The sequence below is a fragment of the uncultured Actinobacillus sp. genome (genome assembly GCF_945915845.1).
Classification (GTDB): Bacteria; Pseudomonadota; Gammaproteobacteria; order Enterobacterales; family Pasteurellaceae; genus Exercitatus.
In genome coordinates, this window is the sequence record NZ_CAMEFX010000016.1 from 16911 (window position 1) to 33577 (window position 16667).

At 40.3% G+C, this 16667-nt stretch carries 14 protein-coding genes; 12 read left to right on the forward strand and 2 right to left on the reverse strand.

Going from position 1 to position 16667, the window contains the following annotated elements; all coding sequences use genetic code 11:
* Positions 1 to 49: 49 nt before the first annotated feature.
* A complete protein-coding gene (asnS, locus tag Q0O89_RS05540; RefSeq protein WP_293730732.1) occupies positions 50 to 1453 on the reverse strand; it encodes an asparagine--tRNA ligase in 1404 nt (467 codons plus the stop codon).
* A gap of 176 nt (positions 1454 to 1629) precedes the next feature.
* Between asnS and folE the strand changes: the two genes are divergently transcribed.
* Complete coding sequence (gene folE, locus Q0O89_RS05545; RefSeq protein WP_135710061.1) at positions 1630 to 2283, forward strand: GTP cyclohydrolase I FolE; 654 nt, start codon at positions 1630 to 1632, stop codon at positions 2281 to 2283.
* Positions 2284 to 2335: 52 nt separating this feature from the next.
* Here folE and sixA read toward each other — a convergent pair whose 3' ends face one another.
* Complete coding sequence (gene sixA / locus Q0O89_RS05550) at positions 2336 to 2833, reverse strand: phosphohistidine phosphatase SixA (RefSeq protein ID WP_276984670.1); 498 nt, start codon at positions 2831 to 2833, stop codon at positions 2336 to 2338.
* Between the two features lie 137 nt (positions 2834 to 2970).
* Here sixA and prfA point away from each other — a divergent pair, with 137 nt between their 5' ends.
* The 11 genes from prfA to Q0O89_RS05605 all read left to right on the forward strand — a co-directional run bounded on the left by prfA (position 2971) and on the right by Q0O89_RS05605 (position 16598).
* The gene (prfA, locus tag Q0O89_RS05555; RefSeq protein ID WP_135710059.1) at positions 2971 to 4053 is read left to right on the forward strand and encodes a peptide chain release factor 1; all 1083 of its coding nucleotides are present in this window, start codon (positions 2971 to 2973) and stop codon (positions 4051 to 4053) included.
* A gap of 91 nt (positions 4054 to 4144) precedes the next feature.
* The gene (gene prmC, locus Q0O89_RS05560; protein WP_293730736.1) at positions 4145 to 5005 is read left to right on the forward strand and encodes a peptide chain release factor N(5)-glutamine methyltransferase; all 861 of its coding nucleotides are present in this window, start codon (positions 4145 to 4147) and stop codon (positions 5003 to 5005) included.
* The gene (locus Q0O89_RS05565; RefSeq protein ID WP_293730756.1) at positions 5005 to 5814 is read left to right on the forward strand and encodes a SirB1 family protein; all 810 of its coding nucleotides are present in this window, start codon (positions 5005 to 5007) and stop codon (positions 5812 to 5814) included. Before prmC ends, Q0O89_RS05565 begins: the two co-directional genes overlap by 1 nt.
* A gap of 20 nt (positions 5815 to 5834) precedes the next feature.
* On the forward strand, positions 5835 to 5990 hold the full coding sequence (locus Q0O89_RS05570) for a hypothetical protein (protein ID WP_293730737.1): 156 nt from the start codon (positions 5835 to 5837) through the stop codon (positions 5988 to 5990).
* Positions 5991 to 6006: 16 nt separating this feature from the next.
* Entirely contained in the window at positions 6007 to 6861 is an 855-nt protein-coding gene (kdsA, locus tag Q0O89_RS05575; protein ID WP_293730738.1) for a 3-deoxy-8-phosphooctulonate synthase, read from the forward strand.
* Between the two features lie 99 nt (positions 6862 to 6960).
* A complete protein-coding gene (locus Q0O89_RS05580) occupies positions 6961 to 7902 on the forward strand; it encodes a 2-hydroxyacid dehydrogenase (protein ID WP_293730740.1) in 942 nt (313 codons plus the stop codon).
* Positions 7902 to 9107, forward strand: a complete 1206-nt coding sequence (locus Q0O89_RS05585; RefSeq protein WP_293730741.1) for a lipoprotein-releasing ABC transporter permease subunit — start codon at positions 7902 to 7904, stop codon at positions 9105 to 9107. The genes Q0O89_RS05580 and Q0O89_RS05585 overlap by 1 nt, the downstream gene beginning before the upstream one ends.
* A gap of 98 nt (positions 9108 to 9205) precedes the next feature.
* Complete coding sequence (gene lolD / locus Q0O89_RS05590; protein WP_293730742.1) at positions 9206 to 9889, forward strand: lipoprotein-releasing ABC transporter ATP-binding protein LolD; 684 nt, start codon at positions 9206 to 9208, stop codon at positions 9887 to 9889.
* Between the two features lies 1 nt (position 9890).
* Entirely contained in the window at positions 9891 to 11129 is a 1239-nt protein-coding gene (gene lolE / locus Q0O89_RS05595; RefSeq protein WP_293730743.1) for a lipoprotein-releasing ABC transporter permease subunit LolE, read from the forward strand.
* Positions 11130 to 11257: 128 nt separating this feature from the next.
* Complete coding sequence (aroG, locus tag Q0O89_RS05600) at positions 11258 to 12343, forward strand: 3-deoxy-7-phosphoheptulonate synthase AroG (RefSeq protein ID WP_293730744.1); 1086 nt, start codon at positions 11258 to 11260, stop codon at positions 12341 to 12343.
* Positions 12344 to 12575: 232 nt separating this feature from the next.
* Complete coding sequence (locus tag Q0O89_RS05605) at positions 12576 to 16598, forward strand: exo-alpha-sialidase (protein ID WP_293730745.1); 4023 nt, start codon at positions 12576 to 12578, stop codon at positions 16596 to 16598.
* Positions 16599 to 16667: the final 69 nt, after the last annotated feature.

Consider the following 16667-nt stretch of genomic DNA (forward strand, 5'->3'; position numbering starts at 1 on the left):
TTAAGATAAAAAACCGCACATTAAAAGTGCGGTTAATTTATAGGTCAAATTAGAAATTCGCGTTACGTGGCGCGCGTGGGAATGGAATAACATCGCGGATATTTTGTACGCCGGTCACATACACGATTAAACGCTCAAATCCTAAGCCGAAGCCTGAATGAGGTACGGTACCGTATTTGCGTAAATCACGATACCACCAGTAATCTTCAGGTTTTAAGCCCATTTCCACCATGCGTTTATCTAATACATCTAAACGTTCTTCACGTTGTGAACCACCGATAATTTCACCAATTCCCGGGGCTAACACGTCCATCGCAGCAACGGTTTTACCGTCATCATTTAAACGCATGTAGAAAGCTTTAATGTCTTTCGGATAGTTTTTCACCACTACCGGCGATTTGAAATGTTCTTCCGCTAAATAACGCTCGTGTTCAGACGATAGGTCGATACCCCAAGAAACCGGGAATTCGAATTTTTTGCCTGATTTTAATAACACATCAATCGCATCTGTATAATCGATTTGTGCAAATGGTGAGTTGATGAAGTTTTCAAGACGTGTGATCACATCTTTATCTACGTGTTTAACGAAAAACTCTAAATCGTCACGGCGTTCTGCTAATACCGCTTTGAACACATATTTCAACATATCTTCTGCCACTTTAGCGTTATCAGCTAAATCTGCAAAAGCAATTTCAGGTTCAACCATCCAGAATTCTGCTAAGTGACGGGTTGTATTTGAGTTTTCCGCACGGAACGTTGGACCGAAGGTGTAAATTTTGCTTAAAGCACAAGCGTAGGTTTCACCGTTAAGTTGACCTGAAACCGTTAAGAAGGATTCTTTGCCAAAGAAATCTTGTGAAAAATCCACCGCACCTTTATCTGTGCGTGGTAAATTTTCAAGATCTAGCGTTGAAACACGGAACATTTCGCCCGCACCTTCCGTATCTGACGCGGTGATTAATGGAGTCGCCACCCAGTAGAAGCCTTGTTCGTGGAAGAAACGATGAATGGCTTGCGCTAAACAGTGACGAACACGCGCTACCGCACCAATTAAATTCGTGCGTGGACGAAGATGAGCTACTTCGCGTAGGTATTCGATAGAGTGGCGTTTTGCTGCCATTGGATAGGTATCCGGATCTTCTACCCAACCTGTGACTTCAACGCTTTCCGCTTGTAATTCGACTGCTTGACCTTCCCCTTGTGAAGCAACCACTTCCCCTGTCACAATAACAGAACAGCCGGTTGTTAAGCGCAATACTTCATCTTGATAATTTGTTACATTGCTATTGATTACCGCTTGAATCGGGTCAAAACAAGAACCGTCATAAACCGCTAAGAATGAAAAACCTGCTTTTGAATCGCGGCGTGTACGAACCCAACCGCGCACTGTTACTTTTTCGCCAATGGCTACTTTACCCTGTAGAACATCAACGATAGTTGCAATTTTTGCCATTTTTATCTCCGAATAAAATAGATTTGTGATGTAAAAAACGCGCTCTAGTTTACCCTAATTTAGTGAAATTACCAAAAAAAAGACCGCGCTTTGTTTAATCTTCTTGCTGATTTTGCTAGAATGCGCCATTAATTTTGACTTGGCTCTAAGAATAAAAAGTATTAAAGGATAAAAAAATGGCGATTTCAGCAGAAGCGGAAAAAGTTCGTGCTGCCTTAATTGAAAAGGGGATTGAAACCCCAATGAAAACATTGCGTATGGCGAAAGATGAACGCCGTACTGAAATTCAGCAAAAAATGCGCGAAGTGATGGAATTAATCGGTTTGGATTTAACGGACGATAGTTTGGAAGAAACCCCTACGCGCTTGGCTAAAATGTATGTGGACGAAATTTTTAGCGGTTTGGATTACGCGAACTTCCCCAAAATTACCAATATTGAAAACCGCATGAAAGTGAGCGAAATGGTATTGGTGAATGATGTAACCTTAACCAGCACCTGTGAGCATCATTTTGTGACCATTGACGGGTTGGTTTCTGTGGCGTATTACCCGAAAAAATGGGTGATCGGGTTATCAAAAATCAATCGTGTGGTGCAATTCTTTGCTCAACGCCCTCAAGTTCAAGAACGTTTAACGGAACAAATTTTATTGGCATTTCAAACGATTCTTGAAACGGAAGATGTGGCGGTTTATATGAAAGCGACCCATTTCTGCGTAAAATGTCGCGGTATTAAAGACACTAATAGTTACACAGTGACATCGGCATTTGGCGGTGTGTTCTTAGATGATCGCGAAACACGTAAAGAATTTTTGAGTCTGATTAATAAATAAGAAAACATTAAGTATGGGGCAGTTGTTGCCCCATATTGTTTTTTGTTTTTGCTTAATAAACGGATATTGCGCTTGGTAATTTGGCTTCAACTAATACGCCTTTGTCATTCATCCAATCCCAATCAATGACGGCTATTGTGGCAGGATGAAAACTCACGGTATTTTTCCCACAAAATTCTTTGACTAATTCCCCCACAAGCGGCAAATGAGACACAATGAGAATGGTCAAGTTATCGCCATTATTTTCTTCCGCTAACACATCTAAATAATTACGAACCAATTCAGGATTACCGTAAGGTGTGACGTTGTCCCAAGATTCGGTTAAATCGCTAAGGGTATGATTGAATTCAGCATTAATGGCTTCAAAGGTTTCCAACGCGCGCACATAAGGACTTACGATCACTTTATCAAGTGCGGTAGAATTTAAAGCAGTTTTTAACCATTGCCCTTGCTCTGCCGCTTGTTCTTTGCCCAGCGGGGTTAAATGACGTTCTTTGTCCGAAGGCGCAAGCATTTCTGCTTCACCGTGACGCATAATATAAATTCGCATAAATTTTCTCCGAAAATAAAACCGTCATAATCTACTGAAGAACCCATAGAAAAGTCAATGTATTCAGGTTGAATTTATGATAGAATGTGCCGATTTTTTTACTCATTAACAAGAATTCAACACATCATAGGTTTTTAATGAAAGACAGTATTATCAGTAAATTAGACAGCCTTTCAGAACGTCACGAAGAATTACAGGCGTTATTAGGCGATGCTTCAGTGATCAACGATCAAGATAAATTCCGTGCTTATTCAAAGGAATATGCGCAGTTAGAAGAAGTGGTGAAAACGTTTAATCGTTGGAAAAAACTGAATACGGATATCGAAGAAGCGCAATTATTGCTGGATGATCCTGACATGAAGGATATGGCAGCGGAAGAAATTGCGGAAAATAAAGCGGAAATTGAAAGCCTTGAAAATCATTTGCAGATTTTATTATTACCAAAAGATCCCCACGATGAATTTAATGCTTATTTAGAAATCCGTGCGGGAACCGGTGGCGATGAAGCAGGGATTTTTGCCGGCGATTTATATCGTATGTACAGCCGCTATTGCGAGAGCAAACGCTGGCGCATTGAAGAAATGTCTGCCAACGAAAGTGAACAGGGCGGATATAAAGAGATCATTGTGAAAATTTCAGGTGAAGGGGTTTATGGTCAGCTGAAATTTGAGTCGGGCGGTCATCGTGTGCAACGCGTACCTAAAACCGAAAGCCAAGGACGTATTCATACTTCTGCTTGTACGGTGGCGGTTATGCCTGAATTGCCTGAAAGCGAAATGCCTGAAATTAACCCGGCAGATTTGCGCATTGATACTTACCGTTCTTCGGGCGCAGGTGGTCAGCACGTAAATACCACAGATTCCGCAGTGCGTATTACCCATATTCCAACGGGTATTGTGGTGGAATGTCAGGACGAACGTTCACAGCACAAAAACAAAGCGAAAGCCTTATCCGTTTTGGCTTCGCGTATTGTTCAAGTGGAACAGGAACGCCAAGCAGCAGAACAAGCGGATACGCGCCGTAATCTTTTAGGTTCTGGCGACCGTTCGGATAAAATCCGTACTTATAACTATCCGCAAGGTCGTGTGACCGATCACCGTATTAACTTAACCGTCTATCGTTTAGACGAGGTAATGAACGGGAAAATTGACGAGCTTATCCAACCAATTATTACTGAATATCAAGCAGATCAGTTGGCGGCCTTGTCAGAAAATAATTAATTTGTATGCGTAGGGACAGGCTTTATGCCTGTCCTTTTCGCTTGTTAAATAGCGATATCAATAGATTTTGCGGACATTTTGGAAATTGGGAATGAACTATCAACAATGGCTTAATCGCGCAGCAATCTTTCTTTCAGAAAACCTAAAAAATGATCCCTATCTTAATGCGAAAGTCGATGTGCATTTGCTGTTGCAATCCGTTACGCAAAAATCCAAATCCCAAATTTTGGCCTTTTCTGAAACAGAATTAGACGCGCAAACCCTAGAAAAACTCACCGCACTTTTAACGCGCCGTGCCACAGGCGAACCTATGGCTTATATCCTAGGGGAAGTTGATTTTTGGACATTAAATTTAGAAGTATCGTCCGATACCCTTATTCCACGTCCCGATACCGAAATTTTAGTAGAGCAGGCATTAAATCGATTACCTTTAAAAGAACCTGTTATGATTTTAGATTTAGGCACAGGAACAGGAGCCATTGCGTTATCATTAGCGGATGAATTGAAAAAGCGCGGTCAAAACTCGCGAGTTTTGGGGGTAGATTTAATACCGAATGCAGTCGCGTTGGCACAACGTAATGCCTTGCGTAATCAGTTGCCACAAGTGGAATTTCGTCAAAGTTCATGGTTTGAAAATGTGACGGAAAAATTTGATTTGATTGTCACTAATCCCCCTTATATCGATTCACAAGATATACATCTAACACAAGGAGACGTGCGTTTTGAACCTTTGACGGCGTTAGTGTCTGAAGAAGAAGGGTATAAGGATTTGCGCCATATTATTGAACAGGCACCGGATTATTTAAATTCCGCCAGTTGGTTGCTTTTAGAACATGGCTGGCAGCAAGGGGAAAAAGTGCGGTCTTTTTTTGATAATAATTTGTGGGAAATGGTTGCAACGGTAAAAGATTATGGCGACAATGAACGCGTTACCTTAGCACGATTAAAATGATGAAATACGATAAACAAGCACTTTATTTAGAAATGGAAAGCTTTTATCTGATTACGACATCAGATGAAGGAGAAGATTTGCGCACAATTCGCTCCATGATGGGCGGTTTGGTTCGTAAAGCCCGTAAAGCGATTCCGGCCGAGGCGGATGTAAAAGAGAAAATTCATCAGTTGTTGCAATTAATGTATGGGGAGTGGGGGTTTTATTGTGATCCTAACACTTATTTCCGTCCCGAAAATTTATATATGAGTTATGTGCTACGAAGCAAGCAGGGTATGCCGGTTAGTTTAGGTTGTATTTTGCTGTATTTAGCAGATAAATTAGATTTGCCGATTTATCCTGTATTATTTCCTACACAATTAATTTTACGTGCGGATGTGGATAATCAAACGGCATTTATTGATCCTTGGAATGGTCAATATTTAAGCCAAGAAGATTTACAGAAATTATACCAAGGGGCTTTTGGCTTTGGGGCGCAATTAACCCCTGATGAATTAGCGATTGCTGAGCCTCGTGATTTAACCGAACGCTTTGCGCAAATGGCAAAAAGCTGTTTAATTCGGGAAGAAATGAATGATGCGGCATTTAAATATATTGAAAATCGTTTGCGTTATACTAAGACCCCAAAAGAAAAAGCCTATGAATTACGTGATCGTGGATTGGTATTGGCGCAAATGGGGGCTTATCATGCTGCGGTAGAAGACTTGCAGTATTTTATTGACCAATGTCCGGAAGATCCGACCGCTTATATGTTAATGGCACAGTTACCGGATATGGAAAAAGAATTAGAAACAGATTTATTAAACTGAGTACCAGTTAAGGAGCGTTTATGTTAGAAAAAATGAAAGATGAAGAACTAAGGGAGCTAGAAAAACAGGTTGAAGCGGCTCGCAAAGATATTCAATCAGGACGCTTTTTTACGCCTGAAGTTTCTAAAAAACGCGTCTGGGATATTGTTCAACGAACAATTAATGAAAAATATTGATAAGGAGCAAAACAAAATGACAAATAAAATCGTAAAAATTGGCGATATTGATGTGGCAAATAACAAACCTTTTGTGTTATTTGGGGGAATGAATGTGCTTGAAAGCCGTGATATGGCAATGCAGGTTTGTGAAAAATATGTAGAAGTAACGAACAAATTGGGTGTACCTTATGTATTTAAAGCTTCTTTCGATAAAGCAAACCGTTCATCAATTCATTCCTATCGTGGTCCCGGCATGGAAGAAGGGTTGAAAATTTTCCAAGAATTAAAAGAGACGTTTGGGGTAAAAATTATTACCGATGTACACGAAATTCATCAATGTCAACCTGTTGCAGATGTGGTTGATGTCATTCAGTTACCTGCTTTTTTAGCGCGCCAAACCGATTTAGTGGAAGCGATGGCACGCACAGGGGCTGTGATTAATGTGAAGAAACCGCAATTTTTAAGCCCGGGGCAAATGGGAAATATCGTTGAGAAAATCGAAGAATGTGGTAATGATAAAGTGATTTTATGTGATCGCGGTACTAACTTTGGTTACGATAATTTAATTGTGGATATGTTGGGTTTTAGCGTGATGAAAAAAGCCTCAAAAGGTTCGCCGGTCATTTTTGATGTGACGCATTCGCTACAATGTCGCGATCCTTTTGGTGCGGCTTCCGGCGGTCGCCGAGCGCAAGTCACAGAGTTAGCGCGTTCAGGTTTGGCCGTGGGGATTGCCGGTTTATTCTTAGAAGCGCATCCTGATCCGAATAAAGCCAAATGCGATGGACCTTCGGCATTGCCGTTATCCGTACTTGAGGGATTTGTGAGCCAAATGAAAGCGATTGATGATTTAGTCAAATCTTTCCCTGAATTAGATACATCAATTTAAGTCTATTTACTGTTGCTCTGTTGTTATAAAGATGGGCTTCGCGCTCATCTGTGTAATGATAATTCATTTTTTGTTTAATTCTGTAACAAGGAGAAGGTGATGAAAATCGTGTTTCTTGACAGTACAGCATTACCAAGTCATTTATCTATTCCGCGCCCTGATTTTGAACATGAATGGGTGGAATATGAAACGACTTCAGCCAATCAAGTGATTGAACGTGCGTTAGACGCTGAAATTGTTATTACGAGCAAAGTCGTGTTTAATCGCGAGGTGATGCAACAGTTGCCTAAACTAAAATTGATCGCATTAACGGCAACAGGCACTAATAATATTGATTTAGTGGCGGCAAGTGAGTTGGGTATTGTGGTGAAAAATGTCGCCGGCTATTCTGCGGTGACAGTGCCGGAACATGTATTAGGTCTAATTTTCACCTTAAAACACAGTTTGCATTTATGGTACCGCGATCAACAACAAGCCAAATGGGCGGAAAGCCCACAATTTTGTTATTTTGACCATCCTATTACGGATGTGCGGGGTTCCACGCTAGGCATTATTGGTAAAGGTAGCTTAGGGTCTGAAGTCGGGCGTTTGGCTGAATTGCTGGGGATGAAAGTGCTTTATGCTGAACACAAAAATGAGACGACTTGCCGTGAAGGTTATACCGCATTTTATGAGGTATTAGCACAGGCGGATATTGTCACATTACATTGTCCATTAACGGCAGATACTGAAAATTTAATTAATGAAGAAACCTTGTCACATTTCAAACCGGGCGCATTTTTAATTAATACCGGTCGTGGTCCCTTGGTGAATGAAAGTGCACTTTTAGCCGCATTGGAAAGTGGAAAATTAGCCGGGGCAGCTTTAGATGTCTTAGCCAAAGAGCCGCCGGAAAAAGACAATCCCTTAATTTTAGCGGCGAAGACGATGCCAAATTTAATTATAACACCGCATATCGCTTGGGCATCAGATAGCGCAGTGACCACGCTGGTGGGAAAAGTGCGGTCAAATTTAGAAGAATTTGTAAGAACAGGAAAATAATGAATTTAGGTGTTTCTTTATTTATCGCCTTACGTTATTGGCGTGCAAAAAGTGCGGATCGTTTTGGGCGTTTAGTTACCAATTTAGCCAGTAGCGGTATTGTGCTAGGCGTCATGGCATTAATTATCGTACTTTCTGTGATGAATGGGTTGGAGAATTACCAAAAACAACAGCTTTTATCGCACATTCCCCACGCCATTATTATGCAAAAAGAGGGAAATTTTGACTTAAAAGAAGCAAACATCCCTTTGCCCCAGTTACAAAAAATAACAGGGATTGAGGCAGTAACACCGATTAATACAACCAACGCCATTTACCAAACTACGCAAGGTGTGAGTGCTGGTACGGTAATTGGCGTGCAACATGCAACCGATGATCCACTCTTAGATTATTTGGATCAGGCTCAACTGGAAAGTTTATTGCCCATAGGGGAATTTAAGCTCATTATTGGTGCAACCCTAGCGGAAAAGTTAGGGCTTCATGTCGGTGACAAAGTGCGGTTAATGTTAACGGAGAATAGCCAATACACGCCTTTTGGTCGCGTGCCAGCTCAGCGTTTATTCACAGTGAGCGATATTTATGTGTCTGAGAGCGAAGCCGCAGGCTATGAAACCTTTGCGAATTTGGCGGATATCGGGCGTTTAATGCGTATTAAACCTGATGAAGTACAAGGTGTACGCTTATTCTTAACGGATCCATTTCAAATTACTGAACTTCCTACCATTTTTTCTGAGCAGCAATGGCAAATTATTGACTGGCGCGCGCAAAAAGGTGAGTTTTTCCAAGCGGTTCGTATGGAAAAAAATATGATGGGCTTATTAATTAGCCTGATTATTATCGTTGCCGTTTCCAATATCGTCACGTCTTTAAGCCTAATGGTGGTGGATAAACAAGGGGAAATTGCCATTTTACAAACCCAAGGTTTAACCAAAGGTCAGGTTCGCCGGATTTTTATTTTACAAGGTTTTTTAGTGGGCGCAGTAGGCACGCTTATTGGTGCAATTTTAGGGATTTTAATCACCTTAAATCTCGCCCCCCTATTAAATGTTATTAACCCTATGGGCGTGTCTTTACCCACTGAAATCAATGGGTTACAAATTATTGTGATTATTGCATTTTCTCTTGGATTAGCATTGCTTTCGACAATTTACCCGGCTTATAGGGCAAGTAAGGTGGAACCGGCAGAAGCATTGAGATATGAGTAGGGCTTTCCTACTTTTCTTTGCTTACTTTCTTTACACGAGTAAAGAAAGTAAGTCGCCCATTGTGCGAAACCCAATTGAAATAAAAAAAACTAAATAAAATGAAAAACACACTATTAACTTGTCAAAACATCACAAAACACTACACCGAAGGCACGATTCAAACGGAAGTGCTGAAGGATGTTTTTTTTCAACTAAACGACCGTGAGTTGGTGGCGATTGTTGGCGCATCGGGGTCAGGTAAAAGCACCTTATTGCACACCCTGGGGGGGTTAGATCAGCCAACTTCAGGGGAAGTGTTTATTAAAGGTCAGTCATTGCAAAAAGCGAGTAGTGATGAGCTGGCAAAATTACGTAATCAATACCTTGGCTTTGTATATCAATTTCATCATCTTATGGCGGATTTTACTGCATTGGAAAATGTATTAATGCCCATGCTCATCGGCCGTCAAAATAAAACGGAAGCACAAGACCGTGCAGAAAAAATGCTGGCAGCCGTGGGGCTTTCTCATCGAATTAGCCATAAACCCTCCGCACTTTCAGGGGGCGAACGTCAACGTGTGGCGATTGCGCGTGCTTTGGTGAACAACCCTGCATTGGTTTTAGCTGATGAGCCCACAGGTAATCTCGATCGTAAAACCACAGAAAGTATTTTTGAATTAATTCAGCAATTAAATCAAGAGCAAGGCATCGCCTTCTTATTGGTTACGCACGATTTACAATTAGCGGAAAAATTACAACGTTGTATGACCATGCAAGATGGTGTATTGCGAGCGGAGCGTTAATATGAATACGCCTTTTTTCATTAGCTGGCGTTACCAGCGCGCGAAGCAGCGAAATCGTCTTGTTTCTTTGATTTCCTTTTTTTCTACTTTAGGTATTGCCCTTGGTGTCGCGGTGTTAATTTTAGGATTAAGTGCAATGAATGGATTTGAGCGAGAACTGAATAATCGCATTCTTGCTGTCGTGCCGCACGCAGAAATTACCGCCGGTTACAATGAACCTATTTCACAATATCAGCAACTTGCGCAAACCCTTGAAAAAATTCCACATATTCAAGGCATATCGCCTTATGTCACCTTTACTGCGTTGATAGAAAATGGTGCCAAGATGAAAGTGGTACAAGTAAAAGGGGTGAACTCTACCGAGCAAGATAGCGTGAGTGCTTTGGGGAAATTTGTGCTTGAACAGGGGTGGCAAAACTTTACTCAACAGGGCGGTTTGGTTTTAGGTTATGGTATTGCCAAGGAACTTGAGGTTCAAGCCGGTGATTGGGTGACCTTGCTGATTTCGCAAAATAACCGCGGCGAGATGGCACAGCCTAGCCGTGAACGTGTTCAAGTGACAGGGATTTTGCGTTTAGATGGTCAATTAGATCATAGTTATGCCTTAATTTCTCTGGCACAAGCACAGCATTTTTTAGGTTATCAACCCGATCAAATTACCGGCTTTGACCTCAAAGTCACACAACCTTTTTCCATGCAACATATTGATTATTCTAGCTTAAATCATTATCCGCAATTACTCAACTTAAATACTTGGATGAGTAAATTTGGCTATATGTATCATGATATCCAACTTATTCGGACAGTGATGTATATCGCCATGGTGCTTGTCATTGGGGTGGCTTGTTTTAATATTGTTTCTACGTTGATTATGGCCGTGAAAGATAAAGCGAGCGATATTGCGATTATGCGAACCCTGGGGGCCAATAATGGTTTTATCAAACGTATTTTTTTATGGTACGGCTTACAAGCCGGAATGAAAGGCTGTTTAATTGGAATCCTATTAGGGGTATTTTTAAGTTTAAATTTAACCGCACTGATTCAAGGAATAGAGCAACTTATTGGACGAAAACTGTTATCAGATGGAATTTATTTCGTAGATTTTCTACCGAGTGAGTTGCACTGGCAAGATGTGGGATTTGTCCTGTTATCAGCGTTAATTCTCAGCTTAATGGCAAGCTTATATCCTGCAAGCCGCGCTGCAAAATTACAGCCTGCTCAAATTTTAAGTGGGCATTAATAAAATCTCTTGTACTACTTTACCAGTACAAGAAAATAGTGTTAAACTAACCGCACTTTCGAGCATTTGTGCGGTTTTCTTGTGTAAATGCTCATATTTTCAAATACAACATAAATAGAGAGTAAATTATGCCAAAAAGCAAAAATGAAGTACGCTTTGCTAATGACGACACGCGCATTGCTAATATTGAACAAGTATTGCCCCCTATCGCTTTATTAGAAAAATTCCCTGCAAGCGAAGTGGCGATTAAAACTGTAAAAAATGCACGTAAAAAAGCCCATGATATTATTCATGGCGAAGATGATCGCCTATTGGTCATCATCGGTCCTTGTTCTATTCATGATACAAAAGCGGCATTAGAGTATGCCAACCGCTTAAAACCATTACGTGACAAATACAAAGACAACCTTGAAATTATTATGCGCGTCTATTTTGAAAAACCGCGTACAACTGTAGGTTGGAAAGGCTTAATTAACGATCCGCACTTAAATGATACTTATGCATTAAATGACGGTTTACGTGTAGCGCGTAAGTTATTATCGGATATCAATGACTTAGGTTTACCGACAGCCGGTGAGTTTTTAGATATGATCACACCACAATACGTGGCTGATTTTATGAGCTGGGGGGCAATTGGTGCGCGCACCACCGAATCACAAGTTCACCGCGAATTAGCGTCAGGTTTATCTTGCCCGGTTGGTTTTAAAAATGGCACAAATGGTGGGGTAAAAATTGCCCTAGATGCGATTGGTGCCTCAGAAGCACCACATCATTTCTTATCTGTGACAAAATTTGGTCATTCCGCTATCGTCACCACAAAAGGTAATGAAGACTGCCACATTATTTTACGTGGTGGCGACAAAGGCACTAACTATGATGCAGAAAGCGTAGCAAAAGTCTGCGAAAGCATCGAAAAATCAGGTCGATTGGGGCATGTTATGGTGGACTTCAGCCATGCAAACAGCAGCAAACAATTCAAAAAACAAATGGAAGTCTGTAAAGATGTCTGCCACCAACTTGCCAACGGCTCAACACAAATTTTTGGCGTAATGGTAGAAAGTCACCTTGTTGAAGGTCGCCAAGATTTGGTTGAAGGTAAAGCTTTAACTTATGGACAAAGTATCACTGATGCCTGCATCGGTTGGGAAGATACGGAAATCTTACTCAGTGAACTTAATGACGCTGTAGTGGCTCGCCGAAAAGTAAATGCTTAATGTAACTTTTATATAAGTGGGGTATTGTATATACCCCCTTTCTTATTGAAAGATAAACACCTCTAATGTCCTCTTTAAGTTATTTTTGCTTTACCGAGCCAGTTATCAAATTTGAAATTTTGTTAGTAGAATTTTGTGATCTTTTTAGCATAATTTAAGATTACCACTTTCTGAAGTTTTTCTTTTTCTATATAAAATATATTGAAGTTTAACTCCGAATAAAGGTAATCATATGAAAATTAAAAATTCAAAATTCAAAATAACTGCAGTATCACTCCTAATATCTGCATCAATTAGCACGGCTTTTTCAGCAGACTTGTTACCTGAACACGCCAAAGTTCCGTTAGGTGCTATTCCTCAAAAAGAGCAGCTTCTATTTCATCAAAGCCTTTCTAGTAGCGATAGTGTCCCTATTTGGCGAATTCCCTCATTAATTAATATGAAGAATGGTGTGTTATTGGCCGCCGCTGATAAACGCTGGCAGCATCGCGGGGATTGGGGAAATATTGATATAGCTATGCGAACTAGTTCAGATAATGGTAAGAGCTGGGGAGATATTACTACTGTTTTAGATTTACCTTCTAATGGAGTCGCTTTAACGCCGGATAATCCCCCTAAATTTAACCCTTGGGGGGTAAGACAACGCAATCCCGAGTATCGAAATTCTGCATTTATCATGGATTCAGTTATGGTGCAGGATAAAAATAATGGTCGAATTATTCTTGCCGTGGATATGTTCCCACAAAGTACAGGACTCTCTGGTATTGCAGATAATGGTGTTCGTGATTTTGGTTCAGGATATGTCAATATTGGCGGTAAATCCTATTTAAAATTAAATAGAAATGGTAAGCAATGGACATTACGTGAAAATGGTATGGTATTTGATGAATATAACCAAGAAACTTCTTTTAGGGTTGTTGTTCAGGGGGATCCTAAGCAAAATTTCAAAAATTTAGGTGATGTTTACGAGGTAAATAATACCCAAAAATTAGGTAATATTTATTTAAATAAAGATGGCGAAAATAGTAATGTGCCTTTTACCGTTCCACATACTTCTTATTTTTGGATCATCACATCCGATGACAATGGCAAGACTTGGAATAACCCTATAGATATTACGCCCCAAGTAAAAAAAGATTGGATGCGTTTCTTTGGTACAGGACCAGGAGTTGGCATCCAAACAAAATCAGGAAATCTATTATTACCTGTATATTATTTCAATCGCAATAATAAACAGTCTTCAGCGCTCATTATTAGTCGTGATGGAGGGAAAACATGGGAGTTAGGGCAAAGCCCCAATGATACGAGAAATAATGCTACATCAGAAACCTTAAGCTATACCTATAATGGTGATGGGAAAGAAATTACTGAATCACAATTAGTAGAATTAGATAACGGCGATATTAAGTTATTTATGCGAAATAATAGTGGTCGTGTAATTATGTCGACATCTAAAGACGGTGGTTATTCTTGGGTTGATACACAAAAAGTAGAAGACTTACATCATGGGTATTCACAATTCTCCGTAATAAAATTCTCTAAACGTATTAATGGTAAAGAATACCTTATCTTTTCCGGACAATCAGAAATTGGTTCAGGTGGGGATAGTCTTCGTCGAAATGGCAAAATTTTATTAGGTGAAGTCGGCGAAAACGGTGAAATTACTTGGAAACGAGATACTTGGGTACGTCCTGTTGATAGTACCGGTTTAGCTAATGGGTCGCTATCAAATGGTTATGTTTATAGTTCAATGACAGAATTAAATAATGGTGGTATTGGTTTAGCTTATGAAAACACGACAGATTACACCACGATAATGTATTTCCCATTTGATTTACAAGAGCTTTTTTGGCGAGATTATAAAATCTTTGCAGATTCCCGAAGAGAAACACCGCTAGAAATTTCATATCAGAGTCCGAGTGAAGAAACCTTTTACAAAATCGGCGATGGCGAGATGGTTAAAGTCGGTGAAGGGGTAAATCCTGCAAAATTAGTTGTAGAAGAAGGGATTGCAACGTTAAGTCAAACGCCTGATGCTCAAGGTGGTGTACAAGCCTATTCTGATGTACAAGTGAATTCACAAGGAACACTTCGAGTAGGAAATGATCATTCACAAGTTCCATTAGCCAATATTCGCTTGAATGGTGGAACTTTAGATTTGAATGGACATTTTTTCATTATCGATCACGATGATAATCGTGAAGGGCTACTTGCGGAAAATATCAACGGCAATATTATCAATACCAAAGATGATGTCACTTTGGAATATCAAGTGGGTGGTAATGCAACGTTGAATGGTAAGCTAGGGGATATGGAAAATAGGGGCGTGTTGAACTTTAATTATGCTCCTGAAAGTACAAATTCTGAATTATCTTTAGCTGGTGATAGTACTTTAGGTTCATTAAACGTCCAAAAAGGCACCTTAGTTTTAGCCCCAAAAACAAATCATCTAACAGAAACAACACATATTGAGCCTAATGCGAATTTACGTTTGGAAGACAGTGTATTGAACACAAAATTAACGGAAATTGCGCCAAATGGTAATTTAATTGCCAAGGTTAGCGCACAAAATGTTGCAGCACTTTTCAGCGATCGTATTATAGGAGACGGTAATCTAATTAAGCAGGGTGAAGGCGTGTTGCTTCTTGACGGCGAAATTGCTCATCGCGGTAAAACCGATATTCAACAGGGTGGAGTTTGGTTAAATGGCGGTAGTTTGTCTGGAAGTGAAGTGATTTTAGGCGCAGGAACTCAGCTAGCAGGAACGGGTAAAATTACGGCTAACACCCAATGGAATCTAGGTAGTCGCATTGCCCCAAGTCTTTATCAAAATCTCGATGTTTCACAAGAACGAGAAGCCAATGTATTTAGCCCACAAACGTTATCTTTCAATAACGTAGAGAATTTGGGGGCAGAAGTTGAGTTACGAGTCGATAATCATCAGGATGATTTAACACAATGGGCGCATGATAGTGTGGTCATTGAGGGCGATTTAAAAACCCAAAGTGCGGTGCCGGTTGACGTTGTTTTATTAGGTGATCGCCAAGGTAAATCAGATCGTAATAATAATGGTGCTTACGATGCCGATGAGGGATTATCCCTAATTCGTGTTTATGGTAAAGGTGCATTAAGTCAGTTTGTTTTGCGTCAAGTGCAAGATTTGAGTCAGAGTCCATATGCTTTGTCTCTTGTTAGCGTGGATAAAGGTATTGCGGGCAATTATTATGACTACCAATTGCACAATACGTTAATTGACTCAAATGGTAATGCCATTACACCCGTTATTATGGCATCGGTACCAAGTGCCCAGAGTCCACAAGTTGAGCCAAATCCACAAGTGACACCAACGCCATCTGCTCGAGCTAAATTAAAAGCACAAGTGCCGTCTTATTTAGTAGCTGCCAATGCGATGTTAAGCCAAGGTAATGCATTGCGTAATCGTTTCCTTGATAATGCTTATGCCAAAGAAAAACAAGGATTCTACGTGTTGCAACAATATGATAAACGCCGTTATGAATCAGATTTAAGTTTTAGCAATTACGGCTATGATTTTGATTCTAAACAACATTCCACATTATTTGGCGGCTATATTCCGTTGACAGCACAAACGGATTTACATGGCGGTATCGGCTTCAGTCGTCAAAAAGTCACACCAAAAGCCGCAGATGGGGCGAGTGAAACTCGTTATAAAACCACGTCATTACTTTTGGCATTGCAACATAAATGGGATAATTGGCGTTTAACTGGTGGTGTTGGTGTACATTTCCACCGCGGTGATGTTTCTGCAGCAGGTGCGAACGGAAAAATTAAAGGTACGCAATATCAAGTGGATACAGAATTAGCTTACCAAATTGGTGATGAACAATTCCGTTTAATGCCAGCATTGGGATTATCTTATCAACAGTTACACATGAAGATCGATGATCGTTCAGCCAATCCGTTGTTTGTTGATCAGGATACACGTCACGTGTTGACGCCGTCTTTAGGTGCTTATGCCGAATGGAACCAAGAACGTTTTCAATGGAAACTTGGTGCGTTTTATGAACATAATCAAGATAGCGGGAAAGACCTTTATGTGGGTAGTGAACGTTTCTTGACAGGTAAATTGGGCAGCGCTGTAGTTGTTAAAGCCAGTGGTAATGTCGCATTAACACCACAATTAAGCTTAGGTGTTCAATTAAATCATCGTCATAGTGTTTCTAATGCAAAATTGACACAAACAGAAGTGGCAGGAAAATTGGAGTATCGTTTCTAATAGAAGGCAAAATAATCAAACGGCTGTTGGTTCTTGAAGAATCCTATACAAGCTTTATTAGTGATATAG

What these genes read in the sequence shown, in the direction of transcription:
- Q0O89_RS05570 (WP_293730737.1), top strand. Translation starts at nt 5,835, where the DNA reads ATGTTAGAAAAAATGAAAGATGAAGAACTAAGGGAGCTAGAAAAACAG.
- kdsA (WP_293730738.1), top strand. Translation starts at nt 6,007, where the DNA reads ATGACAAATAAAATCGTAAAAATTGGCGATATTGATGTGGCAAATAAC.
- prmC (WP_293730736.1), top strand. Translation starts at nt 4,145, where the DNA reads ATGAACTATCAACAATGGCTTAATCGCGCAGCAATCTTTCTTTCAGAA.
- Q0O89_RS05580 (WP_293730740.1), top strand. Translation starts at nt 6,961, where the DNA reads ATGAAAATCGTGTTTCTTGACAGTACAGCATTACCAAGTCATTTATCT.
- prfA (WP_135710059.1), top strand. Translation starts at nt 2,971, where the DNA reads ATGAAAGACAGTATTATCAGTAAATTAGACAGCCTTTCAGAACGTCAC.
- asnS (WP_293730732.1), bottom strand. Translation starts at nt 1,453, where the DNA reads ATGGCAAAAATTGCAACTATCGTTGATGTTCTACAGGGTAAAGTAGCC.
- Q0O89_RS05565 (WP_293730756.1), top strand. Translation starts at nt 5,005, where the DNA reads ATGAAATACGATAAACAAGCACTTTATTTAGAAATGGAAAGCTTTTAT.
- sixA (WP_276984670.1), bottom strand. Translation starts at nt 2,833, where the DNA reads ATGCGAATTTATATTATGCGTCACGGTGAAGCAGAAATGCTTGCGCCT.
- Q0O89_RS05605 (WP_293730745.1), top strand. Translation starts at nt 12,576, where the DNA reads ATGAAAATTAAAAATTCAAAATTCAAAATAACTGCAGTATCACTCCTA.
- folE (WP_135710061.1), top strand. Translation starts at nt 1,630, where the DNA reads ATGGCGATTTCAGCAGAAGCGGAAAAAGTTCGTGCTGCCTTAATTGAA.
- lolE (WP_293730743.1), top strand. Translation starts at nt 9,891, where the DNA reads ATGAATACGCCTTTTTTCATTAGCTGGCGTTACCAGCGCGCGAAGCAG.
- Q0O89_RS05585 (WP_293730741.1), top strand. Translation starts at nt 7,902, where the DNA reads ATGAATTTAGGTGTTTCTTTATTTATCGCCTTACGTTATTGGCGTGCA.
- aroG (WP_293730744.1), top strand. Translation starts at nt 11,258, where the DNA reads ATGCCAAAAAGCAAAAATGAAGTACGCTTTGCTAATGACGACACGCGC.
- lolD (WP_293730742.1), top strand. Translation starts at nt 9,206, where the DNA reads ATGAAAAACACACTATTAACTTGTCAAAACATCACAAAACACTACACC.